The 18817-nt window shown below is 62.8% G+C and carries 13 protein-coding genes and 1 tRNA gene; 2 read left to right on the forward strand and 12 right to left on the reverse strand.

Annotated features, from left to right (window positions below; genetic code table 11):
* Positions 1 to 28 precede the first annotated feature (28 nt).
* On the reverse strand, positions 29 to 1135 hold the full coding sequence (locus ACN9M2_RS05785) for an RHS repeat-associated core domain-containing protein (RefSeq protein WP_426287183.1): 1107 nt from the start codon (positions 1133 to 1135) through the stop codon (positions 29 to 31).
* A gap of 184 nt (positions 1136 to 1319) precedes the next feature.
* Between ACN9M2_RS05785 and ACN9M2_RS05790 the strand changes: the two genes are divergently transcribed.
* Both ACN9M2_RS05790 and ACN9M2_RS05795 read left to right on the forward strand, forming a co-directional pair.
* Positions 1320 to 1396: transfer RNA gene (locus tag ACN9M2_RS05790), tRNA-Arg, on the forward strand.
* Between the two features lie 19 nt (positions 1397 to 1415).
* Positions 1416 to 2822, forward strand: coding sequence for an FAD-containing oxidoreductase (locus ACN9M2_RS05795; RefSeq protein ID WP_426287184.1), 1407 nt, complete (start codon positions 1416 to 1418; stop codon positions 2820 to 2822).
* 37 nt (positions 2823 to 2859) lie between these two features.
* Here ACN9M2_RS05795 and ACN9M2_RS05800 read toward each other — a convergent pair whose 3' ends face one another.
* The 11 genes from ACN9M2_RS05800 to ACN9M2_RS05850 form a co-directional block, all read right to left on the reverse strand.
* On the reverse strand, positions 2860 to 3990 hold the full coding sequence (locus tag ACN9M2_RS05800) for an RHS repeat-associated core domain-containing protein (RefSeq protein ID WP_426287185.1): 1131 nt from the start codon (positions 3988 to 3990) through the stop codon (positions 2860 to 2862).
* 46 nt (positions 3991 to 4036) lie between these two features.
* Entirely contained in the window at positions 4037 to 5167 is a 1131-nt protein-coding gene (locus tag ACN9M2_RS05805; RefSeq protein ID WP_426287186.1) for an RHS repeat-associated core domain-containing protein, read from the reverse strand.
* Positions 5167 to 6345, reverse strand: coding sequence for an RHS repeat-associated core domain-containing protein (locus ACN9M2_RS05810; protein ID WP_426287187.1), 1179 nt, complete (start codon positions 6343 to 6345; stop codon positions 5167 to 5169). Before ACN9M2_RS05810 ends, ACN9M2_RS05805 begins: the two co-directional genes overlap by 1 nt.
* Positions 6342 to 10412 carry an RHS repeat domain-containing protein gene (locus ACN9M2_RS05815; RefSeq protein ID WP_426287188.1) on the reverse strand — a complete coding sequence of 1357 codons (4071 nt, stop codon included), beginning with the start codon at positions 10410 to 10412 and terminating at the stop codon, positions 6342 to 6344. Before ACN9M2_RS05815 ends, ACN9M2_RS05810 begins: the two co-directional genes overlap by 4 nt.
* A 28-nt stretch (positions 10413 to 10440) precedes the next feature.
* Complete coding sequence (locus ACN9M2_RS05820; protein WP_426287189.1) at positions 10441 to 11436, reverse strand: hypothetical protein; 996 nt, start codon at positions 11434 to 11436, stop codon at positions 10441 to 10443.
* 27 nt (positions 11437 to 11463) lie between these two features.
* Positions 11464 to 12744 (reverse strand): hypothetical protein, encoded by a 1281-nt coding sequence (locus ACN9M2_RS05825; protein ID WP_426287190.1) that lies wholly within the window; start codon positions 12742 to 12744, stop codon positions 11464 to 11466.
* A gap of 70 nt (positions 12745 to 12814) precedes the next feature.
* On the reverse strand, positions 12815 to 13414 hold the full coding sequence (locus tag ACN9M2_RS05830) for a hypothetical protein (RefSeq protein WP_426287191.1): 600 nt from the start codon (positions 13412 to 13414) through the stop codon (positions 12815 to 12817).
* 187 nt (positions 13415 to 13601) lie between these two features.
* A complete protein-coding gene (locus ACN9M2_RS05835; protein ID WP_426287870.1) occupies positions 13602 to 15032 on the reverse strand; it encodes an aldehyde dehydrogenase family protein in 1431 nt (476 codons plus the stop codon).
* 83 nt (positions 15033 to 15115) lie between these two features.
* Positions 15116 to 15625 (reverse strand): hypothetical protein, encoded by a 510-nt coding sequence (locus ACN9M2_RS05840; RefSeq protein ID WP_426287192.1) that lies wholly within the window; start codon positions 15623 to 15625, stop codon positions 15116 to 15118.
* 158 nt (positions 15626 to 15783) lie between these two features.
* The gene (xseA, locus tag ACN9M2_RS05845; RefSeq protein WP_426287193.1) at positions 15784 to 17127 is read right to left on the reverse strand and encodes an exodeoxyribonuclease VII large subunit; all 1344 of its coding nucleotides are present in this window, start codon (positions 17125 to 17127) and stop codon (positions 15784 to 15786) included.
* A 74-nt stretch (positions 17128 to 17201) separates the two neighbouring features.
* On the reverse strand, positions 17202 to 18809 hold the full coding sequence (locus ACN9M2_RS05850) for a carboxyl transferase domain-containing protein (RefSeq protein WP_426287194.1): 1608 nt from the start codon (positions 18807 to 18809) through the stop codon (positions 17202 to 17204).
* Between the last annotated feature and the right edge of the window lie 8 nt (positions 18810 to 18817).

Raw genomic sequence — 18817 nt, forward strand, 5'->3', positions numbered from 1 at the left:
TCCTTTTCAACGGTGGGCATGTGCGTGCTCAATGTCTCAGATAGACGGGAACCGGATCGGCGCAGAGAAGGTCGAGCATCAGGTTGTCTATCGCGCCGAAGCAGTAGCCATGAAGATGGATACCTGGTCGCGAGATCTTTTCGATCATTTCATCGAACGTGATGCCACCGATGTCCTCGATGGAAAGATTGCGGCCCGGAAGGTAGCGCTGGAATAAGGAGTAATCACCGACGTCTAAATGGTAGAGCCTGGTGTCTGCAAGCAATCGTCGTTGATTGGCCCAGTTTTCGCCTCGTATGTCGCCATGGACACCGCTGTAGAGATAGACATTTCTACGTCCGTCGACGATGGGCTCCCTTCCTATTTTTCGCAGGGGGCTGAGAAGACTCCTGGAGTTGACGGGCGTGTCCGCGCCCCAGTGAGTATTTCCGGGTTCGAGCGGATCGGGCGTCACGAACCAGTGTGTCTTCAATACCAGTTGCCCTGTCTGTCCAGAACGCCGGAACTTATGAGGTGGACGCCGATTGGCCGGAACGACTTCGATGTTGTAACGCGGTAAATCCGCGTCCTGCGGCCCTCTTTGTCCCCGACCCACGTAGCGCGCCGATGTCGCGGGCTTCGCCGTCAGGGCGACGCCACCGGGGGTGAGGCCGGCAACCAATCCGAACCAGCCAAAGACAGCAGGGGATTTCCTGTCACCCGCCGTCGTCGAAACCGGTGTTCCGATCTCGACGGCAACGGTGGCCACATCGAGTACGGCAGCGGCCGCCGGCATCACCATGGCGACGGGGCCCGTAGGGCTGCGCCGTCTTTCCACCGGCCCGTTGAAGCCGCTGTTCAGGCCCAGGCCTGCGACGGCCCAGTCCCACCACGCGTTACCGCTCGGGTCGGTGCGATTGATCGGGTCACCGCCGCAATAAGCGTAGCGATTCAAGCCACCGTCGTCGAAGGGGCTGACGGGATCGGGATCGAGGAAACGTCGCAGCACCGGCGAAAACAGGCGATTGCCGAGCACGTAATCGCCGGTGCCTGGTTCGGCGAGCTGTCCCGCGTACGCGAAGCGTGCCATCTGGCCCGCCGTCCCGAATTCACCGTAGGCGCCATAGATTGGGGTGGCGGGCGCGACCTCCTTCACCGACGTTCCTTCCTGTTGGAGTACCAGGATTTAATGCACAGGATGGCGTCCGCGCCTATAGCGACAACGGTGTAGGCGCACCTGCGGTTTCCGGCGATCCGTCATGACCTTAGGCGTCAGGGCGCCGGAATTTCCCCGGTCTTGTCTTTTGTCTCCCGACCGCCTCCGGTATCCTCGCATCCTTGGCCCCGTAGCTCAGCTGGATAGAGCGTCCCCCTCCTAAGGGGAAGGTCGCCCGTTCGAATCGGGCCGGGGTCACCATTCAGGGCCGGAGCTCTCCATGACCCATACCTTCGACGCCATCATCGTAGGAGCCGGGCAGGCCGGACCGGCGCTGGCCAACCGCCTCACCGGCGCGGGCAAGACCGTCGCCATCATCGAGCGGCATCTGGTCGGCGGCACCTGCGTCAACACCGGCTGCAAGCCGACCAAGACCCTCGTCGCCAGCGCCTATGCGGCCCGTCTCGCGCAGCGAGGTGCGGAATACGGCGTCCGCACCGGCCCGCTGTCCATCGATATGCCGACCGTTGCCGCCCGGGCCCGCAAGGTGATCCTCGACTCGCGCAAGGGCAACGAGGATTGGCTGGCATCCATGCCGGGGCTCACGCTCATCCGCGGGCATGCGCGATTCACCGGTCCGCGACGGATCGAGGTGAACGGCGAAACGCTGGAGGCGCCACAGATCTTCCTCAATGTCGGTGGCCGCGCCAATGTGCCGGACTTCCCGGGTGTCGATCAGGTCGACTACCTCACCAACAGCACGATCATTCCACTGCAAACCGTTCCCGAACATCTGGTGGTGGTCGGCGGCAGCTATATCGGTCTCGAGTTCGCCCAGATGTTCCGGCGCTTCGGCGCCGAGGTAACCATCGTGGAGAAGAGTGCCCGGTTGGTCAGCCACGAAGACGAGGACGTCTCGGCCGAGATACGTACGTTCCTCGAAGCCGAAGGCATCGCCGTTCGCACGGACGCCTGCTGCATCACACTGGCGAAGCACGAGCGCGGCGTGAAAGTCGGCGTGGACTGCACCGAGGGAGCCCCCGAGGTCGTCGGTACGCACGTGCTGCTTGCCGTGGGCCGCCGTCCCAACACGGACGACCTGGGCCTGGACGAGGCAGGCATCGAGACGGACGACAAGGGATACATCAAGGTCGACGATTTCCTCAGGACCACGGCCGAAGGCGTCTGGGCGATGGGTGACTGCAACGGCAAGGGCGCGTTCACGCATACGGCATGGAACGACTACGAGATCGTCGCCGCCAACCTGCTCGATGGCGAGGAACGCAAGGTCAGCGATCGTATCCTTGGTTATGCGCTTTATGTGGACCCGCCGTTGGGGCGTGTCGGCATGACCGAGTCGCAGGCGCGCAAGTCCGGTCGCCCATTGCTGATATCGAAGCGCCCGATGACACGAGTCGGGCGCGCCGTGGAGAAGGCGGAGACGTGGGGCTTCATGAAGATGGTGGCCGATGCGCAGACGAAGAAGATCCTCGGCGCCGCCATCCTGGGGACGGGCGGCGATGAAGCGATCCACGGCATCCTGGACATGATGAATGCGGATGCGCCGGTCGGGACGCTGCAATGGGCGGTGCCGATTCATCCGACGGTGTCGGAACTCATTCCGACCCTCGTCGGAGATCTGGCGCCCGGGGAAGGCCTGGATGTGCAACGTCCGCCGCGCCAGTAGACCCGATGCCTTGCAGGTGTCGAGATGGCTGGCTTTGTCAGGTCCGTATGTACACGGTCACATGCGAGGCGTTCAGCGCCTCCATGACGACTTCGTCGGCCAGTCCGAAGCAACTGCCGATGAGGTGAACACCATCCTTCAGCAAGTGATGTTGCATCTGCTGCCTGTTTAACAAGGCCATGTTGATGGGTGTGATCGTCGCTCCCACGGCTTTGGCGGCTCTTTTTGTATGCACCAAGTCCTCGATGAAGAACTGCGGTTCCACGTCCAGTCTCTCGCCCGTGCGAAGGTGCCAGTTCCTGCCGTAAGGCTCGCCATGAGCGCCCGTGTAGACGTTTACCCTTGTCACGCCGTACCTGCTCAACAGTTGGAAGACCTTGGTGAAGTCCGTTCCCTTGACCGTGGTGTCTGGTGCCCAGATGATGCTGTGCGGATTTCTGTGGTGGGCGCCGTACGTCCACTCCCTCTCCAGGTCCGGCTTCCCGAAACGATCGGTCGCCAATCGTTTCGCAGGGATATCCGGATCGGTCACGACCTGAACTTCCCTTTTCGGCTTCCATTTCACGCGGCCGCTTCGTGGGGTGTCCTGCCCTTGTCCAAGGAAACGTTCGGTCGGCGCCCCGTTTCTGGCAGCTGGAAGGGAGGTTCCGCCCGAACCCGTTTTCGCCGCTATCGCGACCCATCCGAAGATGGCTTCGGTGCCGGAGCGATCCGCCGTTATCGGGGCGAAGGGGTCGATGGCCGACGTGATGGAGACGGCATCCGTCATGGCGGCTGCGGTCGTGGTCACCGTGACGGGCGTAGAAGCGGTCTCATGTATCCGGGAAGTAGGCGACATGCCGCGCGTGGCGCCTGCAGGGGCCGTGAGTCCCAGGGACGCACCCACCCAACCCAGCCAGGTGTGACCGCTCGGGTCGATCCGGTTGACGGGGTCGCCGCTGCAGTACGCATAGCGATTGACGCCACCACCGTCGAATGGACTCGCCGCGTCGGGTGCGATGAATCGGCGCAACGCAGGGCTATAGGCACGTTCGCCCAGCAAGTACCAGCCCGCATCGGCTTCGAGCACCTCTCCGGCAAACGCGCTGTGAGACCGGCCTGGTGAGCCGCTTCGCTCGCCATAGGCGCCGTAGACCGGTGTCGTGCTGCTAGTGATCGTCGCGGTCATGCAAGGATGCCCCCCGGTGAGGTGTAAAGGGTCACCCGCCGTGGGGTCAGGCCCCGGGCGGTGGTCGCAGGTAATACAAGCTCACGTTCGACAGGTTCAGCGCCTCCATGACGACCTCGTCCGCTATCCCATAACAGGTAGCGATGACATGGTCGCCGTCCCGTGCCACTAGATCTCGCATGGTTGTTATCAGCATGTTCCCCATATTCTCGACGTCGATTTTGAGGCCGGCCACCATGGCCACTTCCATCGTGACGTCGAGGTCGTCTTCGTACGCGGCCCGGTCCGGTGATTTATGAATCCCATTCGCTGCCCAGTTGTCGCCATCGGCGTTACCGTGAGCACCCGAATAAAAGGTCGCATTGGTGATCCCGCGGCCCGTCATGTGAGGGAACAGGTTCGAAAAGTCCTTGTAGTTGATGGCTGTGTCGGCCGCCCAGATCCGGCTTTTCGGATTCCTGACGTGCGTGCCATATATCCAGTTTCTGGTCACATCCTTCTTTCCACCCCGATTGAGCGTCGATCGGTGCGCAGGGATGTCGCCATCGATGAATACCGCGATGTTCCGCTCCGGTTGTACTCCCGTGCCCGCGGTCTGTGCGATGACGCTGTCCCGCCCTACGAAGCGCCGCGTTGGCGAACCGTTTCTGGCGGCTGCGAGATCGGACCCGCCCAGGACGGCCCTTGCGATATACCCAATCCATCCAAAGAGGCCACCGGCCTCCGGCTCATTCGACGCCGTCAGGGTGATGGCGTCGACAGCCGCGGTGATGGAGACCGAGTCGATCACGGACGTGGCGGTCGAGGCCACCATGGCGGGCGTCATGGCAGCGTTGTTCGTATCCCGGGAACCCGGCGACACCGAACGCGCCGCTCCGGTGTTATTTCCGGCCAGCCCGAAAGAAATCCCCAACCAACTCAGCCATGAACGGCCGTTCGGATCGATCCGGTTTATCGGATCGCCGCTGCAATAGGTATAACGATTGATGCCGCCACGTCCGAACGGGCTGGCCCGGTCCGGGGCGAGGAATCGGCGCAGCGTGGTGCTATAGAAGCGCGCACCCAGCAAATAGAAGCCGGTGCCGGCCTCGCCCATCTCACCGGTGAAAGCGGTACGCGCCGCCGCCGATGGCGCGCGCTCGCCGTATGCGCCGTACGTTGACGTCAGCGTGCGCATCACGGACTTGCCCGCACGGGGAGCAAATGATCGGAGACGGCGGATGGCATATTCAGCGATCTCATGACTGACTCGTCGAGGAGACCGTGCCCGGTGACGGTTATGTGGATGCCATCCTCCGACAGGCGTCGTCGAATCTGTTCCGTTGTCGCTCTCGTCATGTCCATGGCTTCGACGTTCAATCCTGCGGAGGCGCCAGCCCGCCGGCCGCTTTCGATATCCGGCCGGTGAAGTCGTTCGCCGACGATCCGCCTGGCTCCATGGGGGTTTCGGAATGCCCGCCGTGAGATCGGGGGCCCGAAGTATAGGTTGGCTTGCCTGACGCCACCCCTCCTGAGTTCCGCGGATCCCTGCCTCACTTGCGGAAGGCTGCCACTCGCATCGTTTGCCACCAGGCTGCGGGTCGATCCCCGCGTGTCGCTTCGGGCGGATGCGCTCGATGTCAGGATGGGCATGGTCGTCTTCATGGCACTCACCGTGGCGTGCGTGGTGGCTGTCCTGCTCGCACGACCGCCGGTGGGTGCGCCACGGGTGGCAAACGACGCCCTGGCGGATGCCGTGGATATCTGTTTGGCGGCCACGAGCGTGGCGGCGCCCGAGGCAACTCCCGTGCCCATGGCTACCCAGCCCAGGATGGCGTTGGCTTTCTGGTTGTGTGTCGCCATCGAGGCGATCGAACCGATCGCCGCCGCTGTCGATATCACGTCCATCGTGACCGCGGTGGCGGAAGCCACGATGCCGGGGGTCGCGGCCACGACGCTCGCCGCGGCGGATGCGGCTCCTACCACTCCGGCTCCGCCCACGGCGGCGGTCGCTACAGCGGTCGAAGCGGCCGTGAGGGGAGCGGCCAGGGCTCCGGCGCTGATGACCGTGCCCACGACGGAGAGGGCCACCATCAATCCGGCCGCCAACCAGTCCGTCCACGCGTTGCCGCTCGGGTCGATCCGGTTTACCGGATCACCGCTGCAATAGGCATAGCGGTTGAACCCTCCCTCGTGGAAAGGGCTTTCCGGATCGGGCACGAGGAAGCGTCGCAGTACCGGGTTGTATGGACGACCGCCGAGCAGGTACCACCCGGTCAGCCTTTCCATGATCTCGCCGGCGTACGCCAGCCGTGCGGCGCCTGTCGAGCCGGCGTTTCCGCCGTAGGCGGTATAGATGCGGGCCGCGACGCTCATGCCACTCCATCCGGCACGGACTCCGTCACCACGGACCCCTGTGGATCGGTACCGAGCAGGAAGGTCTCCCGGATCGCCCCTGCGAGACGGGTCTCGGCAACGATGCCCCCCTCCGCCCGGATGAATCGCCGTCCCTCCAGCGCATCGACTTCGAAGACGATGGCGCCGTCTTCGCGGTAGCGGTACCTCGGCACCTCATCGATCGTCACACTGCTCACGCGCCCATCCGGGCCGTGGATATAGGTGATCTGCCGGTCGTCGGCCAGCGTCACGCTCGCCAATCGGCCTGCGCCGTCCCAATGCAATGTCCGGCCCTGGCCATCGTCGATCAGGTTGCCGTTCGCATCGTAAGTGAGCTCCAGTGGCGTGCCGTAGCCGGGATAACCATCCAGGCTGTTGCTTACGTTGACCAGCCGGTCGAAATCCACCGCGTCGTACCCGTAACTGGTGACGTTGATCCGTCCGTCGCGCAGCGTCGTCGTCACGGTCCGCAGGTTGTCGAGGCAGTCGTGCTCGAACTCTTGTTTCACGTATGGCTGACCGGTCTCGTCGAGTGGGTGTTCGCCATCGACCGCATCGATACCATGGAGGATCAGCCGGCCGCGCTCGTCATAGTCCATCGTCTCCGTGCGCAGGATCGTGGTGTCGTTGCCGTACCAGCGACGTTCGGAAACCTTGTCGTCGGCTCGCCAGTCGAAGGTCAGGCGACGCTTTTCCGTGGTCGACCCGCCGTCGTGTTCCCAGGTCTGCTCGTGCACGCGTCCCAGGGGGTCGTAAGCAAGCCGCTGCGTGACGGAACGGCCATCGGCGGAGCGCGAGGTGCGATGGTCCAGGCGCGACAGGTCGTCGTAGAACAGCTCGATCGTCACGTCCTCATCGGTCACGCTCTTCAGGCGTCCCTTGTCGTCGTAGTCGTAGGTTTGCGTTATACCGTCGGGGCCTGTCTTCTCCAGCGGGAGGCCACCGGGCGTGATCGCGACATGGCATTCGCGCTCCTGGTCACCGGTAAGAGCGATTTTCTGGCTGGTCATCCGGCCGAGGTAGTCAGGCGTGATCGTCATCGATCCACCTTCGGCGACAATCCGGGTAGGCAGGCCCATGGCATTGTCATAGGAAGCCTCGGTCAGCATGGCCTCCCGCTCACCGTTCCGACTCGTCAGCGTCGAACCCAGCAGTACCTCTCGCAGGCGAAGGTCGTAAACCATCTTGAGCGTGTTGCCGCTCGGCATGGTCTTCGTGTCGGAACTCAACTGGTTCGGTATATAGGCATGGCTGGTTATCAGGCTGCCCGCCTGTTCCTCCTTCAACCTTCCAAGCCCATCCCAGGTGCGGGTTCCCAGTTCCAGTTCGCCTGCTTTTCCGGCTAGGTCGCGGAGCAGCCTATCGCGTTCGGGCGGAACGATGGCGAGCCGGGCGACAAACTCGTCCTCATGGCCGGGCGCGTAGGCCCGTAGCACGGCGGTTCCGTCGGGAAGGTCGCTGCGAATCAAACGGTCGTAGCCGTCCCATGCCTGACGGGTCACCTTGCCAAGAGGGTCTTCCATCCTTACGCACCTGCCCAGCCCGTCGTATTCCCATGTGGTGGTCGATGCGACCGTGGGCTCGCCGGTTTCGGACCACGTACCGGTTTGCGCGCGCCGTTGCCGGTCCGCCGCGTCGAGGTAGGTCGATCGCCAGCCGGTCTTATTATCGATTCCGTAGCTCTGCCACTGCATCGTCCGCGTGATCACTTCGTCGCCGAACGAAAGCGGGTCCCGGACAAGGGTCGTCTCGCTCAGGGTCTTGCTTCCATCCGGCGAGGTCATCTGCGAGCAGCGACCCCAGTCGTCGTATGCGTAGGTCGTCTCCAGTCGCAGTTCGGTGTCCCCGCGCATGCGGTCGATCTGCACCTCTCTGACGAGTTGCCCGAAGCCGTCATATTCCAGCTCGTGCACGGTCATCAGCGTGCCGTCGGGCAGGGGTTCCTGGCGGCGGATAGTGCGGCCTTGCTCGTCCATCCACACGCGATGCGGCAACCCCGTAATGCCAACGCGCTCGACCCAGCGTTCGCTCATCGACAGTTGATAGTGCCAGAGCGTTTCGACGCGGTAGTCGGCATGATCGGGTGACAGCACCTCGCTGGTGCGGCGGCCCAGGGCGTCATAGGCGAACTCGGCCTTGTTGCCGAGCGCATCCACCGTGGATTGCACCAGGCCACTGACCAGGTGGAGGGTTTCGCTTGTCGTGTTCACCACGCCATCGTGCGTGGTGTGCATGGTGTGCGTGGTGACCGTGCCTGCGACATCGTCGGTTTCGTAGGTGAATGTGCGGGTTTCCGTCAGGTCGTCCTGTTTGCGTGTCTCCCGTTGCAGGCTGCCGTGCTGGTTGCCCTGGTCCGTGACGAACCACTGCTCGCTTTGGACGAGAATCGCTTCAACGCCGGCGTCGGACACCGTCGACGTCTCCCCCGATGCCTGGATGTAGTACGTGCGCTCCCGCCGCGATTTGTCTTCGATGACTCTTGCGGCGTTTCTTACGGGTACTTCAACGTAGCGGTACCGCGTCGAACGCATCGAGTCGCCGTTCTTGCCGGGCGAGGTGGTGCGGCTCCTGAGGCGCCGCACTTTCCCGAGCGGATCGGCTGGACATGAGCCTTCCTCGCCTTCCGGTGGGTAATAGGTGGACGTTTCGGTCGTATCGGTGGCACTGTCGTAACGTGACAGGACATTTCCGTAGTCGTCGTACGAACTCTCGGTGAATGTGACCTGCTTTATGTCGGCAAAGCGAACGTCGTAGCAGCTGGTAGTCACCTTGTGCGGAAGCTGGAAACTCGCCTTCTGATCATCGAAGGAGGTGCCGTCTTTGATGCCGTACTCGGTAACGACATCCTGCACGACATTGCCGCGAGTGGTCTTTTCGTTGGTGATGAGATGGAAGTGGTTGTAGTTGCGTTCGATCGTGCACAGCAGGGAGCCGTCTTGATACTGTTCCTCCGTCGATCCATAGATGTAGGCATCCGCGCCGGGCATGTGGAGGAGCTGGTCATTCCGCGCGACCCAGGATTCCACGGCCGGGTAGCCGTAGAAGTTATGGTCGAGGTCACCGTTTCTATAGGTGTACCGGCTTTCCCGGACGACATTCGTGGAGTCGGTCACGAGCGACCGTATCCGTGTCGCCACGGCCGGCATGTGGGAAAGGGGGCCTCCAGGGGGGAGCGTGAGTGCCGCTGTATCGTATTCCACCGCGTCCCGGAGGCCATCGGGGGAGGTCACCGCTGCGAGCAGCATCATGATGTCGACGGTGCGATACTCGAATTCCCAGATGGCTTCGTCACCAGCGGCCGTTGCGCTGTGATTGAGATCGGTGATGAGCGGGATGGCAACGCGTTGAAGTTGTCCTCCCTGGATGGCGAAGAGCATCTCCAGCGGAGCGGTATCCTTGCGATGAGCGGCATCGGCCAGATGCAGGGTGAGCCTGACGTTGTTCAAATCGGCATAGTCGGCCTGGAGCAATACTTCGCCATCGTTATCCACGACGCGCGTCAAACGCGAAATGCCGAGTGCATCCGGTTCCCATATGAGTTGGAGCGCGTCGCCGCTGGGGTTGACGATGCGAACGGGGCGCAACAGGTTGGTGGGATACGACATCGCCTCGAGATGTTCGATGACGCCGGTCACGTGTTCGACCACGGCAGTCCTGTGTTCCGGGTCCATCATCTCCAGTGAACAACTGTCGAGCTTGCGATCCGGGAAATGCGCCGGTTCAAGGTACAGGAGGCTCTCGACCTTGTGGCTATCGCCGCTGGACAGGGTCAGGAGGCCGGTGTCGAGATCCAGCTCGGTGAGACCGAGGCGCCAACCCGTGCCGAAGCCGTCGTCGATCGTGTCGGCGGCGCTGTAGCTCAGGCGGAAAGGGAGGTGGGGGCCTCGCAAGTGATTGCCTTCACCCGTAGCCAGGTCGACGCTCGCCGAGTACATGCCGGTGCGAGGGTCTACGTCCGCGTTGATATGGCTGTAAAACTGAAACGCGGTGGAATACATGTCCCCCGATGCCAGGGGGGCCGGCGCAAGGGTTTCATCGGTCGTCATGGCGTTGCCTTCCCTGGTCCTGTGTCGGTCATGTCGCGATCAGTTCGTCCCGTTCACCCTTGACGAATTCGATGTGGCAGCTTTGCACGCTGCCGTGGGCATCCGTCATGGTCACTTTCACCGGTGCCTCCGGTGCGCCGACCCAGGCCGGGATGTCGACCCTTCCGCACACTACGATGACGCCCGATTCTTCTTCGGGGCTCGGAAGTCGCTCTGGTGGCGGCGTCGAACCGAAGTGGTCGTTCATCGCACCATTCCAATGAATCGTCGTTTCGCCGGGCTCGACATAGCCTGTGAAGCAGGGTTGCCTGATGTACGACACCTTGTCCTTCCAGTGGATCAGGCCCGCGGGATCGCAGGACATGCTGCGGATGCCGAGGATGGTCTGGTCCACCAGCTGGATCGACACCGTTACGATGTCATCGAAGATGCCGTCCGCATTCTCCCTATCGAGATGCCCGGCTGGATCGAGGGGACGCCGGTCGAGCATGAAGGAACTGGCGGGATACCTCTCGGGAGGAACGGGTGTCACCGTGATGCCGACATGCTTGTCCATCGCCGGTTTGGGTTGCTCGATGCCGCCAATGGTGCACCGTCCGTTGGTGCGCCAGATCGAAAGATCGTCGCCATGAATCGCGAAGGCGACATCCAGGGTCTCCTTTGCCTCGGCGTTGGCGGACAGGTATAGGAAGTAGGACTGGATGGTTCGTGGCTCGCCTGTCTTGGTGGTCTGGGATACATAGCCACGATAGTCGTGTTGGGCCGACCAGCCCTTGTAAGTGGTGGAACCATCGTCCGAGAACGGGATCGCTCCGGAGTCCTGGTCGTGGTAATCGAAGAGTCGAATGCTCGCGATTTCATCGGCGGTCAAGTCCGACGGTGTACCACCGTGCTTGGACGCCAGGTCGAGCCTTATCCTGGCCTGCTGAAGTCCATTACGGTACACCTTCGTCTGCTCGAGGATGACCTCGACTTCAGTCAAATCAAGCGCGTTATCCGCGCGCGGGGAGGCTTCCCTTGCCATCACGTTGTCCTTGAATGGAGAGCGACATCACGAGATCGTAAATTCGTCCGCGTTGGCGTCGTACGACAGGGATAACATATGATCATTGCCGTAAGCGTCCAGGATATGCATGGCCGTGGAACCCTTGTCCGGGATAGTGCCGCCTGGGATGTCGGTGAACTTTCTGGGGAGATTTCCTTTCAGGATTCCTATGACGACACGGCTCTTGTTCGCTCCCACGATCTGACCGACACAATTCTTGTACATCGCATACGGAATATCCGAGTCCGGCGACGTGTCATGTTCTCCATGACTGGAGCCGCCTCCGATGTAGTGCACGGTCGTGGTGACCCTGTCGACGCAGTTGCCGGCGTGAACGGTGATTGTGGCTGTCGATGTTTCGCTGTTTTGCGTGGCATCGAGAGGTGTCGGCTCCGCGACGAGAGCGTACAGAGGCGGCACGGGAAGGCCGCCCGATTCGGCGTCGGTTCCGCCAGGCTGGCCGTAGTAACTGATTCCCCACTGCACATGAGCGAAGAAGTCGCCATGAACGTAGAACCCGAATGCACCTGCCGGTGGCTTGCCACCGACGGATGCGCTCGATCCGACGGAATCCAGGGGCAGGGCGATTCCATTCAATTTCGGATTGAGGTAGTACTCGACTGCCCAGTAGAAATAGGTGGTCGAGTCGCCCACCTTTCTCCCCGTGACGACACCGTTGGAAGCAGCGCCGAAATCCATGGCCGAAAGGAAGGGAGGCTCCGCCAGGAGCACGTCGACCGACGAGTCGAATTCGCCATCCCGTCCCTGGCCTTCGGAATCATGCACGGACGGGCTGGTCGTGAAGTACAGGTTCTCGTTCACCTGGAAACGTGCCGCGAGCGCTCGTCCTGACGAGCCGGGAGTGACGGAGACGTAGAGCGTGATGATCTGGATGCTCGCTGGGGGCTCGTCGGCAGCGGCCCGGGATGCTTCCGCTTTGCTGTTTAGGCCGGGCTCGTCCTCGTGGGGATGCTTCACCGGAATGGCGGATTCGGTCCATGTGAATCTGTTCTTGTCGAATGAGGACGTATAGCCGTCACCCAGCGCGCTACCGTCATCGTAGAAGATGAGCGTGAGGGCCTGCTTTATCTCGTTTTCCGTGAGGGTGATGGGGTTTTCGTCGGCATCGGCGGCGACCAGCCCGACCTTGATCGGGCACTGCTGGTTGCCATTGCTGAAGAGCTTGATCGTCCCGTGCTGCTCGCTGGGATTGGTCTTGTAGATCTGGAAGTAAGTGAGCTGCCTGACGTCGGCAAGCGAGGTAGTGGGGCGGGATGGGGTGTTCATGAGGACGGTCCTTGTCTGTTCGTGGTTCGTCTGCCTGGTGTTATCCGCGCGGGTTCCCGCCGACACGCCGTCACTTCACGTCGATGCCGTGAGGTGACGTTAAAGATGTGCCGTGACCGCCGTTGACCTGCTGGGCATATGTGCCATTTGGTCCAGGCACCTGTAGGATGAAACAGGAAAGTTTTCCGGTAAGGCCGTTCTGGTAGTCAGCCTCGACAATGGCCGTATCCCAATTGAAGTCCGTACCGAAGCTTGGAATATTTATCGCCGAGACTTGCTTCAGTACGGTGACTTTCGTCCAGTCGTCGCTTTTACCGCAGTCCGGATCGTCGAAGAGCCAGAGCAGCGTTCCAGGCGGCATGTTTTCCAGGGTCACGGAGCGCGCCTTGTCGTTCGCGCAGTCAACCTGCCCCTCGGGTTCGTCTTTCAGGTTCAGCCTGAGATAAAAGGGAACCTGAGGAACATCGATGGTGCAGAAATTGTCGTCATGGTTATCCTCCCTATTCCAGAACCTCATGAATGCCACCGCTTTCACGGCGTTGCCCGTCTTGCTCTGCTGTGGGCTGCGTGGAGCGGCGTAGTTGCCTGCTGGTTGCGGTGTAGCGCATGAAGCCAGAAGGACGATCGTCAGGACTATCAGGAAAGAGTGCATGCGTCGGGCGGTATTCATTCGAAAGCTCCTTTTGCGAATTCCAGAACCCGCGTGCCATTCAACCGGCGTCGAGTTCATGGCGCCATAGTCCTTAAGACGTAGGCCGTCCCTATTCGGCGTGCGGCTTCCGATCGGTCGAACTGCGTGCCAATTTGGTGCACGCATGTCGACTTCGGCCCCTTGAGCCAGGAGCCGAAGCGATTCCTCAACTATCCCGGACGACCATCAGCCGCACGTCCGTCATGTCTTCGATGGCATAGCAGACACCTTCGCGCCCCAGGCCTGACGACTTCACGCCGCCGTAGGGCATGTTGTCGACACGGAAGCTCGGCACGTCATTGACGATCACGCCGCCCTGTTCCAGTTCGTCCCATGCACGCATGGCATGGCGAAGGTTGTCCGTGAACACGCCGGCTTGCAGGCCGAAGTCCGAGTCGTTGGCCATGCCGATGGCTTCATCGAAGCTGCTGAATCGCTGGAGGATGGCAACGGGGCCGAAGGCTTCCATGCGTTGAAGCTTTTCGCCACGGGGCACGTCTTCAAGCAGGGTCGCCTCGAGCATGACGCCCTTGCGACCGCCACCGCACAGGATCTTCGCGCCCGCCTTTCTCGCCTCGTCGATCCACCCTTCCAGTCGTATGGCGGCGTTCTCATCGATCATTGGGCCGAGGGAGGTACTTTTCTTCTTCGGATCGCCGGCCTTGAGTGTCCTGATTTTCGTTACGAGTCGATGACGCAACTCATCATAAATAGTGTCGTGCGCAAGGATTCGTTGCACGCTGATGCAACTCTGCCCTGACTGGTAGAACGCGCCGAAGACCAGTCGGTCGACGACGGCGTCGAGGCGCTGGGCCTGGTCGCCGTCGACGATGCAGGCGGCATTGCCACCGAGTTCAAGGATGACCTTCTTGTGCCCGGCCTTGGCCTTGAGGTCCCAGCCGATGAGGCCGCCGGTGAACGAAAGCATTTTCAGGCGCGGATCGGTCGCCAGCGCCCCGGTGTCCCGGCCAGGCATGGGCAGGATGGAGAACGCCCCACGAGGCAAGCCGGTTTCGGCGAGAATCTCGCCGATGATCAACGCGCCAAGGGGCGTCCGCTCGGCGGGCTTGAGCACGAAGGGACAGCCCGCTGCGATGGCCGGAGCCACCTTGTGTGCCACGAGGTTGAGCGGAAAGTTGAATGGCGTGATGAATGCCACGGGTCCGAGCGGGACGCGGCGCGTGTAACCGTGGTAGCCGGCGCTGCGCTCGGAGATTTCGAGGTTGAGCGTTTCGCCGTTGATTCGCACCGCTTCTTCGGCGGCGATCTTGAAGGTTTCGATGAGCCGGGTGACCTCGCCCGCCGAATCGCCGATCGGCTTGCCGGCCTCGACGCAGAGCGCATAGGCCAGCTCGTCCCGACGCTCGCGGAAACGCGTGACACAATGTTCCAGCACGGCCTGCCGTTGGTACGGCTTGAACCGCTTCATATCGCCGGCGGCGTCGTGCGCCGCCGCGATGGCCTGGTCCAGGGCCGCCGCGTCGGGCAGGGCGACGCGCGTGGCTACCTCGCCGGTGTACTTGTCGATGACGTCGAACTTCGTCTTGCCCTTTACGGCGACGTTGGCCAGGTAATAGGGGTAGTTCTTCCGAAGCATGCGCGTGGACTCGTGGATGACGAAGCCACGGATCATCCTGCCAGAGGCGTCCACGCGTCGTGAGGTGCCTCCGTGCCGGAAAACTACTTTGCCGGCGGCTCACCGATGGCCATTTTGGTGCGAACCGGATTCGGTCCGGGGGCATCTACTTCCGCGCAGGACACCTTGCCCGCGAGACCATCGTGGCGGTGAATCGACATGCTCAACACGGGTGTGTCTAGATCCCATGCGAAGTGGCCTAGTATTTGATCGTGCACATACTGCTTTATTGTGATGACCGCGTAGTCGTCGCTGTCGCCGCAGTCCGGGTCGTCGTAAAGTACGATCCGGGTGCCTGGGGGGAGGTCTTGCAGCTTTGCCGAAACTGCCTCGTCTTTCGTGCAGCCAAAGAAGCCACCCGAATAGACATAGGGGAGCGAGCTGATGGATACAGTGCAGAAGTTATGGCCTTCAGCCGCACCCTTATCGTAAAACCTTATGTGAGCAATCGCTTTGGGCTCGATTGGGCTGCGATGGCTTGATTGCACGGTGCCGCATGACAGCATGGCGGTCATCCCGAAGAGCAAGGCGAGCGCATAACGCCGCATGTCCATATGAGGATCTCCATTCAGGCCATCCGGTGGCCGGTTGCGTTATCTAACAGGTGTCCGAGCGAGCCAGCCATAGGCCATCGGTTGTAGATGGTCCTCGTCTGGCATGATGGCGCGAGAAAGCAGGCGTCTTGCCGATTCGGCCTACACCTCGCCTTCGACTATTCGCGCCGAAGCTTCATCTCGCCATCGCCCAACATCACGCGCACGCGTTCTCCGACGGCGACATCGGCAGCACGACGCACGATAGCCTCGCGTTCGTCGAAGACGATCGCATAGCCGCGTTCGAGCGTGGCGAGTGGACTCACCGCGTGCAGCGTGCGTCCCTGCTGGAGGACCCGCGCGCGATCGCGTTCGAGTTTCCGCGCGATGGCGCGGTCGAGCCGCTGCCGTAGTTCGGCATTGCGCTGACGGGCTGGTTCGAGGCGCAGGCGGGGATGCCGCGCCGTAAGGCGGGCGTCGAGGCGTTCGAGACGCGCGCGGCGAAGAGCGTTAGCCTGGCCGATCGCGAAGCGGAGGCGCCGGTGGAGGGCATCGAGGCGCTGCGCATCGCGCGCAAGGCGCGCCTGCGGACGCTGGGCGTTGAGGCGGGCCTGCCAATGATCGGCGCGCTGGGCCGCGGCCTGCAGGCGGCGCGTCGTCAACGTCGTCATTCGCTGGCGAAGGCGGTCGAGTTGGCGCGCGAGGTCGACGCCATCGGGTACCAGGAGTTCGGCGGCGGCCGACGGTGTCGCCGCGCGCAGGTCGGCCACGAAATCGGCGATCGTGAAATCCACCTCGTGGCCCACGGCGGAGACGACCGGCACGGCGCTGGCATGGATCGCCCGTGCGACGGCTTCGTCGTTGAAGGCCCAGAGGTCTTCCAGCGAGCCGCCGCCGCGGGTGACGAGGATCACGTCGTAGCGACCGCTGGCCGATGCCTTGCGCAGCATGGTTGCGATAGCCGGCGGTGCCTCGCGACCCTGTACGGGCACGGGAAGCACGTCGACATCGGCAAGGCCGAGGCGGCGTCCAAGCACGCTCAGCACGTCACGGATGGCCGCGCCGGACGGCGAGGTGATGACGCCGATGCGGCGCGGAAACGCGGGCAGCGCGCGCTTGCGTTCCGGGGCGAACAGTCCTTCCGCGCCAAGCCGGGCCTTGAGCTGTTCGAATTCGCGCTGCAGGGCGCCTTCGCCCGCCGGTTCCATGTGGTCGGCCACCAGCTGGAACTCGCCGCGCGCCTCATAAAGCCCGACCTTGGCGCGCATGAGCACATGCATGCCGTCGGTGGGGCGGAAACGCAGGCGCGACGCGGCCATGCGGAACATGGCGCAGCGGACCTGCGCGCTGGCATCTTTCAGCGTGAAGTAGACATGCCCCGACGCGGGTCGCGAGACGTTGGAGAGTTCACCCTCGATCCATACGCCCATCGGCAGGGCGTCTTCCAGCAGGTCGCGCACCAACCGGTTGAGGCCGGATGGGGTGAAGATCTCTGGAGCAGGGCGGTTGTCGAAGTCGGACATGGACCGGGGAGGTTATCACGCCACCCTGTAGTGTCGACAGGGCAAGGGTTTACGCGTGCTTCCTCGACTTGAGCTTACATACGGAAGACGCCGAACCGGCCCTGCTCGATGGGCGCGTTCATCGAGGCCGAGATGGCGAGGCCGAGCACGCGCCGCGTGTCCACCGGATCGATGATGCCGTCGTCCCACAATCGCGCACTGGCGTAGTAGGGATGGCCCTGGCGCTCGTACTGCTCGCGGACCGGTGCCTTGAAGGCCTCCTCGTCCTCGGCGCTCCAGCTCCCGCCACCCGATTCGATGCCGTCGCGGCGTACGGTGGCCAACACGGAAGCGGCCTGTTCGCCGCCCATCACGCTGATCCGTGCATTCGGCCACATCCACAGGAAGCGTGCGCCATAGGCGCGACCGCACATCGCGTAGTTACCCGCACCGAAGCTGCCGCCGATCACCACGGTGAATTTCGGCACATGGGAGCAGGCCACGGCAGTGACCATCTTGGCGCCGTCTTTCGCGATGCCGCCGTTCTCGTACTTGCGGCCGACCATGAATCCGGTGATGTTCTGCAGGAACACCAGTGGCACGTTGCGCTGGTTGCACAGCTCGATGAAATGCGCACCCTTCTGCGCGGACTCGCCGAACAGGATGCCGTTATTGGCGACGATGCCTACCGGGTAGCCGTGGATATGCGCGAAGCCGGTGACGAGGGTCTTGCCGTAGCGCGCCTTGAACTCGTGGAACTCGGAATCGTCGACGATGCGGGCTATCACCTCGTGGATGTCGAAGGGACGGCGCGTGTCTTCGGGGATCACCCCATAGAGTTCTTCCGCGACGAAGCGGGGCTCCAGGGGAGCACGAACCGCCAGCGGCACCTTCTTCACCCGGTTGAGCGAACCGACGATGTCGCGCGCGATGGCCAGCGCGTGCGCGTCGTTCTCGGCGAAGTGATCGGCCACGCCGGATACCGAGGTATGCACGTCGGCACCGCCCAGCGCTTCGGCATCCACCACCTCTCCCGTGGCTGCTTTCACCAGGGGCGGCCCGCCGAGGAAGATCGTGCCCTGTTCACGGACGATGATCGTCTCGTCGCTCATCGCAGGCACATAGGCCCCGCCGGCGGTGCAAGAGCCCATCACCACGGCGATCTGCGGAATACCCTGGGCACTCATCCGCGCCTGGTTGTAGAAGATGCGGCCGAAGTGCTCGCGGTCCGGGAAGACCTCGTCCTGCAACGGCAGGAACGCACCGCCGGAATCCACGAGGTAGATGCAGGGCAGGCGGTTTTCCATCGCCACTTCCTGCGCACGCAGGTGTTTCTTCACGGTCATCGGGAAATACGTACCACCCTTGACCGTGGCGTCGTTCGCGAGCACCACCACTTCCTGGCCCATGACGCGGCCGATGCCGGCGATCACCCCCGCGGCCGGAGCGGCGTCGTCGTACATGCCATGCGCGGCGAGCGGTGCGATTTCCAGGAAGGGCGAGCCGGGATCGAGCAAGGCGCGTATGCGTTCGCGGGGCAGCAGTTTGCCGCGAGCGACATGCTTCTCGCGCGCCTTCGCCCCGCCGCCTTCGGCGGTGCGCTTCAGTGTCTCGCGCAGATCGTCGGTCAGCGCGCGCAGGCGCTGGCTGGCTGCCTGGAATTCCGGGGAGCGGGTATCGAGCTGCGATTCGAGAATGGGCATGAGGGCTT

The sequence above is a fragment of the Luteibacter sp. E-22 genome (assembly GCF_049913125.1).
In the GTDB taxonomy this organism is placed as follows: domain Bacteria; phylum Pseudomonadota; class Gammaproteobacteria; order Xanthomonadales; family Rhodanobacteraceae; genus Luteibacter.